Annotated in this window: 9 protein-coding genes; 3 read left to right on the forward strand and 6 right to left on the reverse strand. The window is 64.4% G+C overall.

Annotated features, from left to right (window positions below):
• The first annotated feature begins 22 nt into the window (after nucleotides 1–22).
• Complete coding sequence (locus VRB54_RS13705; protein WP_005788868.1) at nucleotides 23–337, forward strand: SCP2 sterol-binding domain-containing protein; 315 nt, start codon at nucleotides 23–25, stop codon at nucleotides 335–337.
• Nucleotides 338–368: 31 nt separating this feature from the next.
• On the opposite strand, the gene VRB54_RS13710 is transcribed toward VRB54_RS13705, so the two are convergent.
• Nucleotides 369–3,005, reverse strand: coding sequence for an MGH1-like glycoside hydrolase domain-containing protein (locus VRB54_RS13710; RefSeq protein WP_338477639.1), 2,637 nt, complete (start codon nucleotides 3,003–3,005; stop codon nucleotides 369–371).
• A 195-nt stretch (nucleotides 3,006–3,200) separates the two neighbouring features.
• On the opposite strand from VRB54_RS13710, the gene VRB54_RS13715 reads away from it, so the two are divergent.
• A complete protein-coding gene (locus VRB54_RS13715) occupies nucleotides 3,201–4,574 on the forward strand; it encodes a 2-oxoadipate dioxygenase/decarboxylase HglS (RefSeq protein WP_338477640.1) in 1,374 nt (457 codons plus the stop codon).
• Between the two features lie 30 nt (nucleotides 4,575–4,604).
• Here the strand turns inward: VRB54_RS13715 and VRB54_RS13720 are convergent, their stop codons facing one another.
• The gene (locus VRB54_RS13720; RefSeq protein ID WP_338477641.1) at nucleotides 4,605–4,829 is read right to left on the reverse strand and encodes a DUF465 domain-containing protein; all 225 of its coding nucleotides are present in this window, start codon (nucleotides 4,827–4,829) and stop codon (nucleotides 4,605–4,607) included.
• Nucleotides 4,830–5,002: 173 nt separating this feature from the next.
• Here VRB54_RS13720 and tkt point away from each other — a divergent pair, with 173 nt between their 5' ends.
• Nucleotides 5,003–7,057, forward strand: a complete 2,055-nt coding sequence (gene tkt, locus VRB54_RS13725; RefSeq protein WP_338477643.1) for a transketolase — start codon at nucleotides 5,003–5,005, stop codon at nucleotides 7,055–7,057.
• Between the two features lie 379 nt (nucleotides 7,058–7,436).
• Here tkt and uvrA read toward each other — a convergent pair whose 3' ends face one another.
• From uvrA to VRB54_RS13745, 4 genes are all read right to left on the reverse strand, one after another.
• Nucleotides 7,437–9,929: an excinuclease ABC subunit UvrA gene (gene uvrA / locus VRB54_RS13730; RefSeq protein ID WP_338481105.1), complete on the reverse strand. Its 2,493-nt coding sequence runs from the start codon at nucleotides 9,927–9,929 to the stop codon at nucleotides 7,437–7,439.
• A 22-nt stretch (nucleotides 9,930–9,951) separates the two neighbouring features.
• Nucleotides 9,952–11,664, reverse strand: a complete 1,713-nt coding sequence (locus VRB54_RS13735) for an ATP-binding protein (protein WP_338477644.1) — start codon at nucleotides 11,662–11,664, stop codon at nucleotides 9,952–9,954.
• Nucleotides 11,665–11,771: 107 nt separating this feature from the next.
• Nucleotides 11,772–14,864: an error-prone DNA polymerase gene (locus VRB54_RS13740; RefSeq protein WP_338477645.1), complete on the reverse strand. Its 3,093-nt coding sequence runs from the start codon at nucleotides 14,862–14,864 to the stop codon at nucleotides 11,772–11,774.
• Nucleotides 14,840–16,255, reverse strand: coding sequence for a DNA polymerase Y family protein (locus VRB54_RS13745; protein ID WP_338477646.1), 1,416 nt, complete (start codon nucleotides 16,253–16,255; stop codon nucleotides 14,840–14,842). Before VRB54_RS13745 ends, VRB54_RS13740 begins: the two co-directional genes overlap by 25 nt.
• Nucleotide 16,256: the final 1 nt, after the last annotated feature.

A 16,256-nucleotide genomic window follows, 5' to 3' on the forward strand; every position in this document is an offset into this window, starting at 1 on the left:
TCTACCCTAAAGGATCGAAACCATGACTGACGTAGCCAAAGCCGTAGAAGCAATGAAAGCCAAATTCAACCCAAGCGCCGCCGAAGGTCTGGACCTGGTGTTCGGTTTCCGTATCGACGACACCAAGAACTTCTCGCTGGTGGTCAAGGACAAGACCTGCGAACTGCAGGAAGGCGAAAACCCGGACGCCCAGGTCACTCTGGTGATGGACAGCGAAACCCTGGAAGGCATCGTCGACGGTTCCACCGACGGCATGCAGGCGTTCATGGGCGGCAAGCTGCGCACCGAAGGCGACATGATGCTGGCCATGAAGCTGAGCGAATTGTTCCCGTCCTGAGTGCCCGTGGGAGGGGCTCGCCCCTCCCATATCAGTTTTTCGGTTGCAGCAACAACGCCACCAACGCGCTCCACCCCGTCTGATGCGACGCCCCCAAGCCTCGCCCCGTTTCTCCATGGAAATACTCATGGAACAGCACCAGGTCGCGACTCGCCGGGTCCGCCTCCAGCTGCGCATACCCCGCCATCGAAGGCCGCAGGCCGTTTTCATCCCTTAGAAACAATCGCGTCAAGCGCTGACTCAAGCTGTCGGCGACCTCCCCCATCGACGCCAGATAACCGCTCCCCGTGGGGTACTCCACCAAAAAATTGTCCGCGTAGTAACGATGAAACTCGCGCAGCGACTCGATCAGCATGTAGTTCACTGGCATCCACACCGGCCCGCGCCAATTTGAATTGCCGCCGTACAGGCGTGAATCGGATTCGCCGGGCTGATAACGCGCGCTCAGGCTGTCGCCATTCATCTGCAGCGCCAGCGGCTGCTCGGCGAAGGCTTTGGACAATGAGCGCACGCCGAACGCCGAGAGAAACTCATCGTCATCCAGCATGCGCCGCAGCAGGTCCTTGGTGCGCTCGCCGCGCAGCAACGCCAGCAACAGGCGATTGCCCTGCCCCGGTTCATTCCAGCGCGACACCAGCCTGGCCAGATCAGGCCGGTGATGCATAAAGCCCAACAGCCGTTCGCGCAACCCCGCCAGGCCTTCATGCTCGCGCTGCTCCAGCACCAGCACGGCGAACAGCGGCATCAGGCCGACAATGGAGCGCAGGCGCACCGGCTCGCTGTGGCCATCGGGGCGGTGCAGCACGTCGTAGAAAAACAGGTCCTGCTCATCCCAGAGGCCTTCGGCGCTGTCGTCGACGCGGTTGATGGCGCCGGCGATATACAGGAAGTGTTCGAAGAATTTCACCGCAATATCGACGTACACCGCATTGCGCCTGGCCAGCTCCAGGCCGATGCGCATCAGGTCCAGCGCATAGGCTGCCACCCACGCCGTGCCATCGGCCTGATCCAGTTGATAACCCGGCGGCAACGTCGCCGAGCGGTCGAACAAGGCAATGTTGTCCAGGCCCAGAAACCCGCCCTGAAACAGGTTGCGCCCCTCGGCATCCTTGCGGTTGACCCACCAGGAAAAATTCAGCAGCAGCTTGTGGAAAATCCGCTCGAGAAAATCCATATCGCCGACGCCCGTGAGCGCCTTGTCCTGCTGATACACGCGCCAGCTGGCCCAGGCATGCACCGGCGGGTTGGCATCGTCGAAACGCCACTCATAGGCCGGCAACTGGCCGTTGGGGTGCATGAAGCGGTCCTTCACCAACAGCAGCAGTTGTTGCTTGGCATAGCCCGGGTCGATCAGGGCAAACGCCACTGCCTGGAAGCCCTGATCCCAGGACGCGTACCACGGGTATTCCCAGGTGTCGGGCATTGAGAGGATGTCGAAGTTGGACAAGTGCCGCCAATGGGTATTGCGAATGTGCAAGCGCTCGGGCGGCGGCGCCGGTTGGGCCGGGTCGCCGTCGAGCCACTGGTTCACATCGAAATAATAGAGCTGCTTGGACCACAGCAGGTCGGCCAAGGCCTGACGCTGCACATTGCGTGCGTCTTCATCGACGATGCCCTGTTGCAGGGCGGCGTAGAAGTCATCGGTTTCCTGGCGGCGCTGTTCGAACAGCTTGCGCGCATTGACCTCAGGCGCGCCCACCGGCGCAAAGCGCAGGTAGACAGTTTTGCTTTCCAGCCCCGCCAGCTCCAGGATGAACCGCGCGGCGACCTTGGTGCCCGCGTCACGCCGAATGGCAGCCTGCACACCGTCCACCACGAAATCGTTGATGCCATCCTTGAACGGCCCGGGCGCGGCTTGCCCGTCAAGCCTGGGGTAGTTGGTTTCGTTCTCGCAGAACAGCCATTCCACGCCGTCCTGGCCCCAGGCGCCGAGCTGGTAATCGGGCAATTCATGATGACGCGCGAGCACACGCTCACCGTCGAGTTTCAACTGCGGCTTGGGGGCGTCAGCAGTCCAGCTCCAGTCGTTGCGCGCCCACACCTGGGGCAGCACCTGCAGGCGTGTCGGCTGCTCGGCGCGGTTGTGCACGGTGACGCGCATGCAAATGTCGCCCGGCTGATGCTTGGCGTACTCGACGCTGACGTCGCAATAACGATTGTCTGCAAACACGCCGGTGTCGAGGATCTCATACTCGGCATCGCCCAGCCCGCGTCGCGCGTTTTCGCTGATCAGGTCGGCATAGGGAAACGCTGCGTGGGGGTATTTGTAGAGCATGCGCATATAGGCATGACTGGGCACGCCGTCGACGAAAAAGTACAGCTCCTTGACGTCCTCACCGTGGTTGCCCTCGGCGTTGTTCAGGCCGAACAGGCGCTCCTTGAGGATCACATCGCGCTCGTTCCACAGCGCCAGGCCCAGGCACCAGCGCTGCGCCTTGTCACTGAACCCGGCCAGGCCATCCTCGCCCCAGCGATAGGCGCGGCTGCGCGCATGTTCATGGGGGAAGTAGCGCCAGGCATCGCCGTCGGCGCTGTAGTCTTCGCGCACCGTGCCCCATTGGCGCTCACTCAAATACGGCCCCCACGCGCGCCAATCCTCGGCATCCTCGGTTGCCAGGCGCTGGCCTTCAACCGTTTCACGTAGTCGGGTATTGGGTGTGGCCGTCATGGAGTCCTCCGTCGCCTGCCTGATAGACGCAGTGTAGAGCCCAACCGCGCGCGGATGCACATGAAGACTTGGAAGACGCCTTTCATTCATTTGCAGAATGAAGTCCTGAGGATTCTTCGTTTGCACGCGCACCCCGCGCCCAACAAAATCCCGTGAACGGCCACGCTCACCGCCACTGCCATCAGGAATTTTTCTATGTCCAGCACCGCCCATGTCAGCCCCGACGACATTCGCAAAGGTTTCTCCAAGGCCATGTCCGACATGTACCGTGATGAAGTGCCGCTTTATGGCGCGCTGCTGGAGCTGGTGGCCGAGACCAACCGCCGCGTACTCGACAGCGACGCGGGCCTGGCGCAACAGCTGCAGCGCACCGGCGAAATCCAGCGCCTGGACATGGAACGCCACGGCGCCATCCGCGTGGGCACGGCTGCCGAACTGGCAACCCTGCGCCGGTTATTCGCGGTGATGGGCATGCAGCCGGTGGGCTACTACGACCTGACCCCGGCCGGGGTGCCGGTGCATTCCACGGCGTTTCGCGCGGTGCATGAAAGCGCTTTGCAATCCAGCCCGTTCCGCGTATTCACCTCGCTGCTGCGCCTGGAACTGCTCGAAGCCCCCGAGCTGCGCGCCTTCGCCGAAACCGCCCTGGCCAAACGCTCGATCTTCACCCCGGGCGCCCTGGCGCTGATCGAACACGCTGAGCAACAGGGTGGCCTCAACGCCGCGCAGGCCGACGAATTCATCCGCCAGGCCCTGGAGACCTTTCGCTGGCACCACACCGCCACCGTCACCAGCGCGCAGTACCGGCAATTGAGTGACCAGCACCGCCTGATCGCCGATGTGGTGGCCTTCAAGGGGCCGCACATCAATCACCTGACCCCGCGCACCCTGGACATCGACCAGGTGCAGGCCGCGATGCTCGGCAAAGGCATCACGCCCAAGGCGGTGATCGAAGGACCGCCGCGCCGCCGCTGCCCGATTCTGCTGCGCCAGACCAGCTTCAAGGCGCTGGACGAACCCATCGCCTTCACCGACGCCCACGGCAGCCACAGCGCGCGCTTCGGCGAAATCGAACAGCGTGGCGTCGCTCTCACCCCCAAGGGCCGCGCTTTGTACGACCAACTGCTGAACGCCGCGCGCGATGAACTGGGTGCCTTTCCCAGCGAGGCCAACGCTGGGCGCTACACGCAGTTGATGGAACAGCACTTCCAGGCCTTCCCCGACGATCATGGGCAGATGCGTGAACAGGGCCTGGCCTACTTTCGTTATTTCGCCACCGAGCAGGGCCTGGCCGCACGCGGTCAGGCCGACCGACCGCGTACGCTGGAAGCACTTTTGCGCGCCGGCCATGTGGCGATTGAACCGTTGGTGTATGAGGATTTTCTGCCGGTGAGTGCGGCGGGGATTTTCCAGTCGAACCTGGGGGATGCGGCGCAGAGTCATTATGCGGCGAACTCGAACCAGGCCGAGTTCGAGCAGGCGCTGGGGTGCAGGACAATCGATGAATTGCAGTTGTATGCACAGACGCAACAGCGTTCCATCGACGCCTGCACTCAGGCATTGCTGTAGGAGCAAGCGTGCTCCTGCAGCCGTCGGCATTCAGCTCAAGCGGTCTCTGATCTCGTCCTTGATCAACAGGCGTTTCTTCTTGAGCTTCTCTACATCCTCATCGTTGGCACTGGCTTTTTCCGCCTCCAGCACCTCCTTGTCGGCGTCGGCATAGCGAGTGAGCAGCGCGTCCAGCCGTTTATCGTCCGCCCTGTGTTTGTGAACGTCGTCCTTGCTCATTCCCAGGTCCTGATACAGGTCGTGTTTAACTGGCATGGCCTACCTCCGCACGTTGATCAATGGCTTACACCCTTGAAACTAGCCCATTCCTGACGCGCTTGTCATGTTTCAAGCCCATCGGTTCCGTTCGTCGCAGCGCAAGGGATGGGATCAAACCTTTGCGCTGACCTGCCCTCCACTGTAGATCGCCACCCAAGGGAGACCGGTTCATGAATCACGCTGCCACCGCTGTCGACACCCAATGCATCAACACCCTCCGCACCCTGGCCATGGACGCCGTGCAGAAGGCCAATTCCGGCCATCCGGGCACGCCCATGGGCCTGGCGCCGGTTGGGTATACACTGTGGAGTCGCTTCCTGCGCTATCACCCCGAGCACCCGGACTGGCCCAACCGTGACCGCTTTGTGTTGTCGGTGGGCCATGCGTCGATGCTGCTGTATTCGCTGCTGCACCTGGCCGGCGTGGTCGAGATCGACGCCCACGGCAAGCGCAGCGGCCAGCCGGCAATCAGCCTGGACGATATCAAGCAGTTCCGGCAGATGAGTTCCAAGACTCCAGGCCACCCCGAATACCGCATGACCACTGGCGTGGAGACCACCACCGGCCCGCTCGGCCAGGGCTGCGCCAACAGCGTCGGCATGGCGATGGCCGAGCGCTGGCTGGCCAAGCGCTTCAACCGCGAAGGTCAGGTGCTGTTCGATTACAACGTCTACACCCTGTGCGGCGACGGCGACATGATGGAAGGCATCAGCAGCGAAGCCGCGTCGATGGCCGGCCACTTGAAGCTGGATAACCTGTGCTGGATCTACGACAACAACACCATCAGCATCGAAGGCCACACGGAACTGGCGTTCAGCGAAGACGTGATCAAACGCTTCCAGGCCTATGGCTGGCACACCCTGCACGTCACCGATGCCAATGACTTGCAGGCATTGAGCGACGCGTTGACCACCTTCCAGGTCAACACCGGCGCGCCGACCCTTATTGTGGTGGACAGCGTGATCGGCTACGGCTCGCCGCACAAACACAACACCGCAGCAGCCCACGGCGAGCCACTGGGTGACGATGAAATTCGCCTGACCAAGGCGGCCTACGGCTGGCCGGAAGACTCCAGCTTCCTGGTGCCCGAAGTCGCGCGCACGGTATTGCGTGACGCGCTGCATGAGCGCGCCGAGCCTTTGTTTGCGCAGTGGAGCCAGACCCTGTCGCGCCTCGACCCGCAACTGGCCGACGAACTGCAGCGCATGCGCGCCGGTGAAATGCCCGCGCAGTGGCAGGCGCAACTGCCCGACTATGCGGCCGATGCCAAGGGCGTGGCCAGCCGTGCCGCCGGTGGCGAGGTGCTGAACGCCTTCGCCCAGCAGATTCCCTGGCTGCTCGGTGGTTCGGCGGATTTGTCGCCTTCGACCAAGACCAACCTCACCTTCGACGGCGCCGGGCGTTTCAGCGCCGATGACTACAGCGGGCGCAACCTGCACTTCGGCATCCGCGAACACGCCATGGGGGCGATTGCCAACGGCATGGCGCTGTCCTACCTGCGGCCGTACACCTCGACCTTCCTGGTGTTCAGCGACTACATGAAACCGCCGATCCGCCTGGCGGCGATCATGGAACTGCCGGTGGTGTTCGTGTTTACCCATGACTCAATCGGCGTGGGTGAAGACGGCCCCACTCACCAGCCCATCGAGCACCTGACCCAACTGCGCGCCACACCGGGCCTGCTGACCCTGCGCCCGGGCGATGCGAATGAAACCCTGGAAGTGTGGAAAGTGGCGCTGGCACAAACCCATCGGCCCAGTTGTGTGGTGCTGTCGCGCCAGCCGCTGCCGACTCTGGACCGTACGAAGTACGCAGCCGCCAGCGGCGCGGCCAAGGGTGCCTATGTGCTGGCGGGCGCCGGGCAACCTCAAGTGCTGCTGTTGGCGACGGGCAGCGAAGTGAGCCTGGCGGTGGCGGCGTATGAACAGCTCAAGAGTGAAGGGATTGCAGCGCAGGTCGTCTCAATGCCCAGTTGGGAACTGTTCGAAGACCAGGACCAGGCTTACCGCGACAGCGTCTTGCCGCCCGCGGTGAAAGCCCGCGTGGTGGTGGAACAGGCCGGCCCGCTGGGCTGGGACCGCTATGTCGGGCAGACCGGCGCCAAAGTGGTGATGAACAGCTTCGGCGCCTCGGCCCCACTGGCCAAACTGCAGGAGAAGTTCGGCTTCACCGTGGAAAATGTGGTCAAGCAGGCCAAACAGCAAATCCAGCTGAATCAACACTGATCCATCTGTGGGAGGGGGCCGCACAGGTTCGGGATCACCTGAGAATTTACTCAAGAAGGCCAAACCAACCCCACCTGATCCAACACTGCTCCACCTGTGGGAGGGGGCCGCACAGGTTCGGGATCACCTGAGAATTTACTCAAGAAGGCCAAACCAACCCCACCTGACCCAACACTGCTCCACCTGTGGGAGGGGGCTTGCTCCCGATGGCGGTGTCACAGTCAACATCTGCATTGACTGACCAACCGCTATCGGGAGCAAGCCCCCTCCCACATTGGCCGAAGGGGGCCGCACAGGTTCGGGGTCACCTGAGATTTACTCAAGAAGGCTAAACACAACCCCAACTGCCCCAACACCCTCCCACAAGTGACCTTGGTTGTTACACCAGCTCCCGCGCCAGAAACGGCGCGGTCCGGCTTTTCCTGCTTTTGGCGACCTTTTGCGGCGTGCCACAGGCAACCACGGTGCCGCCCTCATCCCCGGCCCCCGGCCCGATGTCGATCACCCAGTCGCTCTGGGCCACTACGCGCATTTCATGCTCCACCACAACCACCGTGTGCCCTGCGTCCACCAGTTGATTGAGCTGGCTGAGCAAGCGGTCGACGTCCCGGGGATGCAATCCGGTGGTCGGCTCGTCGAGCACATACAAGGTCGCGCCCCGGGCATTGCGTTGCAACTCGGTGGCGAGCTTGATGCGCTGCGCTTCGCCGCCGGACAGCTCGGTTGCCGGCTGCCCCAGGCGCAAGTAGCCCAAACCGATATCGCGCAGCACCTGCAGTGAACGCAGCACAGCAGGTTGCTCGGCGAACACCTCGACCGCCTGTTCCACCGTCAGCCCCAGCACCTGGGCGATGCTCAGGCCTTGCCATTTGATCGCCAGGGTCTCGGGGTTGTAGCGCGCGCCGTGACAGGTCGGGCATGGCGCGTACACGCTGGGCATGAACAGCAACTCAACGCTCACAAACCCTTCACCCTCGCACTGCGGGCAACGGCCCTTGGCGACGTTGAACGAGAACTGCCCCGCGTCATACCCGCGCTTCGTGGCCGCCGGCGTGGCGGCAAACAGTTTGCGCACGTTGTCGAACAGCCCGGTGTAGGTCGCCAGATTGGAACGCGGGGTACGGCCGATGGGTTTCTGGTCTACCTGCACCAATCGACGGATATGCTCGAGCCCGGAGCGGATGTGCCCGCCACTGGTTTGCGGGGCGTCGTCCTCCAGGCTGGGCTCTTCGTCATTGACCACCCGGCTGCCCAGACCACTGCCCACCAGGTCCAGCAGCGCCTGGCTGACCAGGCTGGATTTGCCCGAGCCCGAAATACCGGTCACCGCCGTGAAACAGCCCAGCGGGAAATCCACCTTCACGTCATTGAGGTTGTTGCGCGTCACGCCTTCCAGCTTCAACCACGCAGCGGGCTCGCGGCGCGTCGAGGGCAACGCCTGCCCTTCGGCAAACAGGTACGCGCGGGTCTGCGAAGACTGCACGTCTGCCAGCCCGGCCGGCGGGCCGCTGTACAGCACTTGCCCGCCGTGTTCGCCGGCGGCCGGGCCCACGTCGATCAGCCAGTCGGCGCGGCGCATGGTTTCCAGGTCATGCTCCACCACGAACAGCGAATTGCCGGCGGCTTTCAGGCGCTCGAGCGCGGAAAACAACGCCTCGCCATCAGCCGGGTGCAAGCCCGCCGAGGGCTCGTCCAGCACATAGATCACGCCGAACAACTGCGAGCCCAATTGCGTGGCCAGGCGCAAACGCTGCAACTCGCCGGACGACAGGGTCGGCGTGCTGCGCTCCAGGGACAGGTAACCCAGGCCCAGGTCGATCAAGGTGCTGACCCGTTCGAGCAGGTCCTGGGCGATGCGTTGCGCGGCCAGGCGTTTCTCCACCGACAGCTTCATGCGGTCCTGCCCTTCCGCCACCGGGCGCAACAGTTCGGCCAGTTGCGAGAGGGACAACTGCGACAACTCGCCGATATCCACCCCGGCAAACTTCACCGACAGGGCGGCCCGCGTCAGGCGCTTGCCCTCGCACAACGGGCAGGCGCTACCTTGCATGAACTGCGACACGCGCTTTTTCATCAGCGCGCTTTGGGTGTGGCTGAAGGTGTGCAGGATGTAGCGCCGCGCACCGCTGAATGTGCCCTGGTAACTCGGCTCCAGCTTGCGCTTCAACGCGTCGCGGGTCTGCGCCGGGGTGAAGCCGGCGTACACCGGCACCGTCGGGGTTTCTTCGGTGAAGAGGATCCAGTCACGCTGCTTTTTCGGCAGGTCGCGCCAGGGGATGTCGACGTCATAGCCCAGGGTCACGAGGATGTCGCGCAGGTTCTGGCCCTGCCACGCTAGCGGCCAGGCGGCCACCGCGCGCTGGCGGATCGTCAATGAGGGATCGGGCACCATCAGCGCCTCGGTCACTTCATACACACGGCCCAACCCATGGCACTGCGGGCAGGCGCCCTGGGGCAGGTTCGGCGAAAAGTCTTCGGCATACAGCATCGCCTGGCCCGGCGGGTAGCTGCCGGCGCGCGAATACAGCATGCGGATCAGGCTCGACAAGGTGGTCACACTGCCCACCGAGGAACGCGCGCTCGGCGTGCCGCGCTGTTGTTGCAGGGCCACGGCCGGCGGCAGGCCTTCGATGGAGTCCACGTCCGGCACGCCGACCTGATCGATCAGGCGCCGCGCATAAGGCGCCACCGACTCGAAATAACGGCGCTGGGCCTCGGCATACACCGTGGAAAACGCCAGTGACGACTTGCCGGAACCTGACACGCCGGTAAACACCACCAGGGCATCCCGTGGAATATCCACATCGACGTTGCGCAGGTTGTGTTCGCGGGCGCCGCGTACCCGGACGAAACCTGGGCGTTGGGCGGAGATCGGGGGGTGGTGCGCTGTGAAGTCATTGGCAACCTTGTCGTGCGGTAAGCATGCTGCGCACCCGTAGCGTCAGGGCTTCGGGGCTGTAGGGCTTGCTCAGCAGATGAATGTCGGGACTCAGCAGGTGGTTGCTGGAGAGAATGTCGCGGGTGTGGCCGGAGGTGAACAACACCGGCACCGGAGGCTGTTGCTGGCGAGCCCAGTCGGCCAGGTCGGTACTTTTGACCCGGCCCGGCATCACCACGTCGGTAAAGATCAGTTCCGGTTGCAGGCCGGTTTGCAGCTTTTGCATGGCCTGGTCGCCGTCGTCGGCGGTGAGCACGGTGTAGCCCGATTGTTCGAGCACTTCCACCACGGTGAGGCGCACGCCCTCGTTATCCTCGACCACCAGGATGGTTTCCTGCCCGCCGATGGGCTCCACGGATTCATCCGCCAACTCCTCGCACTCCTCGCCAAGGCTGCGCGGGAAATACAACTGCACCACGGTGCCCTTGCCTTCGGCGCTGCACACGTCGACATGCCCGCCGCTTTGGCGCACAAAGCCGAACACCATGCTCAAGCCCAGCCCGGTGCCGTGGCCGTCGCGCTTGGTGGTGAAGAACGGTTCGAACACCTTGGCCTGGATCGCCGGCGACATGCCCACCCCGGTGTCGCTAACCGACAGGCGCACGTACTCGCCGGGGCTGATGCTTTTGCCCACGCAATCCTTGGGGTTGAGAATGATGTTTTCGCCGCTGATGCGAATCACGCCCTCGCCTTTCATGGCGTCCCGCGCGTTGATCGCAAGGTTGAGCAGGGCATTTTCCAGCTGGTTGCGGTCGACGTGAATACGCCAAGGGTCGCGCGGCAGTTGCACATCGATATGGATGGTTTCACCCAGCGCGCGCTGCAACAGCTCGCCGAGGTTTTCATAAATGCGCAAAGGGTTGTACACCGCCGGCGACAGCGGCTGACGACGGGCAAACGCGAGCAATTGCGAGGACAGCTTGGCACCCCGCTCCACGGCGGCGATGGCCGCCGTGACGCGGCGCTGCACCTGGGGGTTATCCGGCTCATGCCGGGCCAGCAGGTGCAGGTTGCCGGCGATCACTTGCAGCAGATTATTGAAGTCGTGGGCCACGCCGCCGGTCAGGCCGCCGATGGCTTCGAGTTTCTGCGACTGGCGCAACTGTTCCTCGGCGGCCGAACGCGCCTGCACTTCGGCGGCGACGCGCTGCTCGAGGTTGTGGGTGAGTTCCTGGCGCACCCGCTCGGACTTCACCAGTTCGGTGGTCTCCACCACAATCGCCAGCACCCCGGCCGGTTGCTGGTTGTCGCCGGCAACCGGGCTGTAATAAAGGTCGAGCCACAGGGTTTCGGGCTTGCCGTTACGCGACAGCACCAGTTCCTTGTTGTTGAACGACAGGGTGCCGCCGGCCAGGCAGGTGTCCACCACATGCCGATTGAACTCGGCCACTTCCGGCCAGCCCTGCTCCACCGGCGTGCCCAGCAGGTAGGGATGGCGCCGGCCGGCGAACACCGAATAACTGTCGTTGTAGATCATGTAACCCGCACGCCCCCACAGCATCACCATCGGCACGGGAGATGCGAGCATCATCTGCACCGTGCAGGCCAGACTGGTGGACCATTCGTCGAGCGGCCCCAGGTCAGTGTTCGACCAGTCGAACGCGCGAATGCGTTGGGCCATTTCACCGGCCCAGCCTTCACAGTCATGTGGGTTGGATAAAAATTGCATGATTGGGCTCTGCACAAAGAGGACGTTCGCAACGTTTTGGAGCATGCCAGTTGTAGATGGTTTCATCTGGACTTATTTAGGGCGCAAACACTATGCAATCAACGGCTTCAATGGAAATCCCGGCTGCGCACATGGATGCCGTCCAACAGCGGCGTGAGATCGGTGAGACGCCCGGCGATCAGGTGTCGCACTTCGCCCACCGCCTCCCAGCGCCCGTCCACCTTGAGCAGTCGCGAACCCACCAGGGCCTGGCGTTGGCGTTCGGCCAAATCGCGCCAGACCACCACATTGAGGTTGCCGAACTCATCTTCCAGGGTGACGAAGGTCACGCCGCTGGCGGTGCCGGGCCGTTGCCGACCCGTGACCAGCCCCGCAACGCTGACGTTGCGCCCATGCTCCACCGTCGCCAGCTCCCGGGAGCTGCGACAACGCCGCTTGCGCAGCTCCCCGCGCAGCAAGGCCAGCGGGTGCGGGCCCAGGGTGGTGCCGAGGGTGGCGTAGTCGGCGTGCAGGTCTTCGCCCAACGTTGGCGCGGGCAACGCCACCGGGGTTGCGTCGGCGCCGGGCAGGTCGGCAAACAGCCCCAGCTGTTTATGCATCCCGGCCACGTCCCAGCGCGCCTGGTGCCGGTTGCCGGCCAGCGCACGTAATGCACCGGCATCGGCCAGCAGGGCCTGGGCACGCGAATCCAGCCCGGCCCGCTCGTCGAGGTCGGCAATGTCGCCGAACACACGACGCCCGCGCGCGGCCTCGATGCGCCGCGCGTCGTCTTCGCGAAACCCCGAGATCATGCGCAGCCCCAGGCGAATTGCCGGTTGCTGGCCGTCGATGGGCTCCAGGCTGCAATCCCAGTCACTGGCGAGCACGTCCACCGGGCGGATCTGCAGGCGATGGCGGCGTGCGTCCTGCAGGATCTGGTCCGGGCTGTAGAAACCCATGGGCCAGCTGTTGATCAGCGCACAGGCGAACGCCGCCGGCTCATGGCACTTGAGCCAGCAACTGGCGTAGGTCAGCAGGGCAAAGCTGGCCGCGTGGGATTCGGGAAAACCATAGCTGCCAAAGCCCTTGATCTGCTCGAAGATCTGCGCGGCAAAGGCTTCGGTGTAGCCGTTCTTCATCATGCCGGTGCGCAGGCGTTCCTGATGGGGCTCCAGACCGCCATGGCGTTTCCAGGCAGCCATGGAACGGCGCAACTGGTCGGCTTCGCCGGGGCTGTAGTCGGCGGCGACCATGGCGATCTGCATCACCTGCTCCTGGAACAGCGGGATGCCCAAAGTGCGTTTCAGTACCACTTCCAACTCCGGCGAAGGATAGGTGGTCTCTTCCTCCTTGTTCCGCCGACGCAGATACGGATGCACCATGCCGCCCTGAATCGGCCCGGGCCGCACGATGGCGACTTCGATCACCAGGTCGTAAAACTTCTGCGGCTTGAGCCTGGGTAACATCGACATCTGCGCTCGCGACTCGATCTGGAACACACCAATGGTGTCGGCCTTGCTGATCATCGCGTAGGTGGCCGGGTCTTCCTTGGGGATCGACGCCAGTGTCAGGTCCCGATTGCGGTGGCGGCGCAGCAGGTCGAAGCAGCGGCGGATCGCGCTGAGCATGCCCAGGGCGAGAATATCCACCTTGAGCAGGCCCACGGCGTCGAGGTCGTCCTTGTCCCACTGGATGATGGTGCGCTCGGCCATGGCTGCGTTTTCCACCGGTACCAGGGTGTCCAGCGGGTGTTCGGAAATCACGAAGCCGCCGGGGTGCTGGGACAGGTGCCGGGGGAAGCCGATCAACTGTTGGGTGAGCGTGAGCACCCGGCGCAGGATCGGGCTGTCCGGGTCGAAGCCGCTTTCACGCAGGCGCGCCAGCGGTGGCGCATCATCACTCCAGCGCCCGCAGCACTCGGCCAGCGCGTTGATCTGGTCGGCGGGCAAGCCCAGGGCCTTGGCCACATCGCGCACTGCGCCGGCCGCGTGATAACTGCTGACCACCGCCGTCAACGCCGCGCGGGCACGCCCGTAGCGTTGGAACACGTATTGCAGCACCTCCTCGCGGCGCTCGTGCTCGAAGTCGACGTCTATGTCCGGCGGCTCGTTGCGCTCCCTGGACAGGAAGCGCTCGAACAGCAGGCGGGTCAGGCTCGGGTCGATCTCGGTGATGCCCAGGGCAAAGCACACCGCCGAATTGGCCGCAGACCCGCGCCCCTGGCACAGGATCGAACGGCTGCGGGCGAAACGTACGATGTCGTGCACCGTGAGGAAGTAGCTTTCGTAGCCCAGCTCGCTGATCAGCTCCAGCTCGATGTTGATCTGCTCCAGGGTGCCAGCCTCGACGCCCTGGGGCCAGCGCCGGGCGATGCCTTCTTCGGTGAGGGTACGCAGCCAGCTTTTGGCGCTGTGGCCGTCGGGCACCAGCTCGCGCGGATAGTGGTAGCGCAACTGGCCGAGGTCGAAGGTGCAGCGTCGGGCGATGGTCAGGGTTTCGTCGAGCAAGGCCTGGGGGTACAGCGCGGCCAGGGCCTCGCGGCTGCGCAGGTGGCGTTCGCCATTGGGGTGCAGGCGCGTGCCGGCTTCGGCCACCGGAACGTGATGGCGGATGGCAGTCATGGTGTCTTGCAGGGCCCGGCGACCGCGCGCATGCATGTGCACATCGCCACAGGCCACCGCCGGAATGTGCAAGCTGGCGGCCAGTTGCAGGCGCTGCTCCAGATGGCGCGCATCGTCCTGGCCGCAGTGCAGGTGCACCGCCAGCCACAGGCCGTCGGCGAAGGTGCGGCGCAGCCATTGGATATCGGCCTGGGTGTTGCCGTCTTCGGCCACCCACAGCGCCAGCAGGCCGGAAAACGGCGTGTCGAAGTCCTCCCGCAGCAGGCGATAACGGCCCTTTTCGGCGCGCCGCCGGGCCAGGGTGATCAGCCGGCACAGGTGCTGGTAACCGTTGAGGTCCTGCACCAGCAACACCAGTTTCGGGCCGTTTTCGATGCGCATCTCGCTGCCGATGATCAGCGGCACCTCCACCGCCTTCGCCGCCTGCCACGCCCGCACGATGCCCGACAAGGTGCACTCATCGGTGATCGCCAGTGCGCGGTAGCCCTGCTGTTTGGCGCGCTCGAACAACGCCAGCGCACTCGAGGCGCCGCGCTGGAAGCTGAAGTTGGACAGGCAGTGCAGTTCGGCGTAGTTCATGCAAACCAGCCTTGCAGCCATAACCCATCGCTTTGCCCCACGCTGCGGTAGGCCCAGCCCTGCTGGCCGGCGCGGGTCTGGATCAGGTAGTAGTCGCGGCGGATGTCGGCGCCGTCCCACCAGCCGGATTCGATGCGTTCCGGGCCCATCAGAATCTGCACCCCCTGCTCGGCCAGCAGGGTCGGTTCGCGCAGCAGCCAGCCGGGGCGTTGCACCTTGTTCAGGGTTGAGCAGGGATGTTTGTCGACCGCCGCCTGCCAGGCATATTCGGGGCGGTGATCGGCATGAAAACGCAGGCCCTGCACCGCCTCATCCCCCAGGCGCGCGCGCAGGCGTTCGCGCAACTGTTCCCACGGCAGGGTTTGTTGCGGGCGGTCGTCGAACAGGTCCTGGCGCTGGGGCACGAACAACGGCAGGTCCTCAGCCACCAGGCGAAAGCCGCGTACCGGCGCGGTGACCTGCACTTGCTCAAGCCGCCCGCGAGCCAGCTCGAACAGCATCGCCGGTTCGCGCTCGGCGCTGAGCAGGCCGACCTTGATCACGCTGTCCGGCGCCTGGGCGTGTTCCAGGTGCAGGTCGAACCGTTGCACGCCGCTGTCGCGCCCGCAGAGGAAGGCCGATAGATCGCCGGTCAGGCGGCGCAAGGGAAACAGCAACGCCTGGTGGGAGTGCACGTCGAAATTCAATTCGATGCGCACATCGAACTGGTCCGGTGGCTGATAGAAGGCCAGGGCCAGAGGCCGCTGCCCGGTCAATGTATCCAGGTGCTGCAGCAGCCCGGCGTCAAAACGCCGCGCCAAGGTATGCCGGGGCAGCGCCTGCACCTGGGCCAGCGTGCGCAGGCCCATGCGCGACAAGGCAGTGGCGGCCTGCGGGTTCAGGCCTGCGCGGTCGATGGGCAGCGGCGCCAGGGCGTGCAGCAAGGCGCTGTCATCGGCCACGGCCAGGCCATCGTAGAGGTTCGCCAACACGCGCGCCGCCGCCGGGTTGGGGGCGGCGACGATGCGGTGGCGAAACCCCAGTTCCGTGAGTTCCTTGCGCAAGCGCGCCTCGAACTGCGGCCAGGGCCCGAACAGGCCCAGGCTCGACTCGATCTCGAACAGCAGCGCACGCGGATAAAACACACTGACCTGGGAACTGAAACGGTAGGCCCAGGCCGCGAGAAACTGTTGCCAGTGTTCGATTTGAGCCGGGTCGTACTCGGCGCTGGCAAAGGTTTTGCTCAGCGCATGGGCGGCCGTCAGCGACTGGCCGGGGCGCAAACCCAAGGCGCGCGCGGCGGCATTGGCCGTTTGCACGACGCGGCGCTGCGGCGTGCCCGCAAGCAGCACCAGCGGTTGGTCCGGCTCGGGATGCAGACGCTGCACCCCGTCCAGCGCCAATTGCGGGAAGACAATACACACCCAGCGCATG

Source organism: Pseudomonas trivialis, assembly GCF_036864995.1.
GTDB classification, from domain to species: domain Bacteria; phylum Pseudomonadota; class Gammaproteobacteria; order Pseudomonadales; family Pseudomonadaceae; genus Aquipseudomonas; species Aquipseudomonas trivialis.

Coding starts and splice junctions, on each gene's coding strand:
- VRB54_RS13740 (WP_338477645.1), bottom strand. CDS start 14,864: ATGGCTGCAAGGCTGGTTTGCATGAACTACGCCGAACTGCACTGCCTG.
- tkt (WP_338477643.1), top strand. CDS start 5,003: ATGAATCACGCTGCCACCGCTGTCGACACCCAATGCATCAACACCCTC.
- VRB54_RS13745 (WP_338477646.1), bottom strand. CDS start 16,255: ATGCGCTGGGTGTGTATTGTCTTCCCGCAATTGGCGCTGGACGGGGTG.
- VRB54_RS13715 (WP_338477640.1), top strand. CDS start 3,201: ATGTCCAGCACCGCCCATGTCAGCCCCGACGACATTCGCAAAGGTTTC.
- VRB54_RS13735 (WP_338477644.1), bottom strand. CDS start 11,664: ATGCAATTTTTATCCAACCCACATGACTGTGAAGGCTGGGCCGGTGAA.
- VRB54_RS13720 (WP_338477641.1), bottom strand. CDS start 4,829: ATGCCAGTTAAACACGACCTGTATCAGGACCTGGGAATGAGCAAGGAC.
- VRB54_RS13710 (WP_338477639.1), bottom strand. CDS start 3,005: ATGACGGCCACACCCAATACCCGACTACGTGAAACGGTTGAAGGCCAG.
- VRB54_RS13705 (WP_005788868.1), top strand. CDS start 23: ATGACTGACGTAGCCAAAGCCGTAGAAGCAATGAAAGCCAAATTCAAC.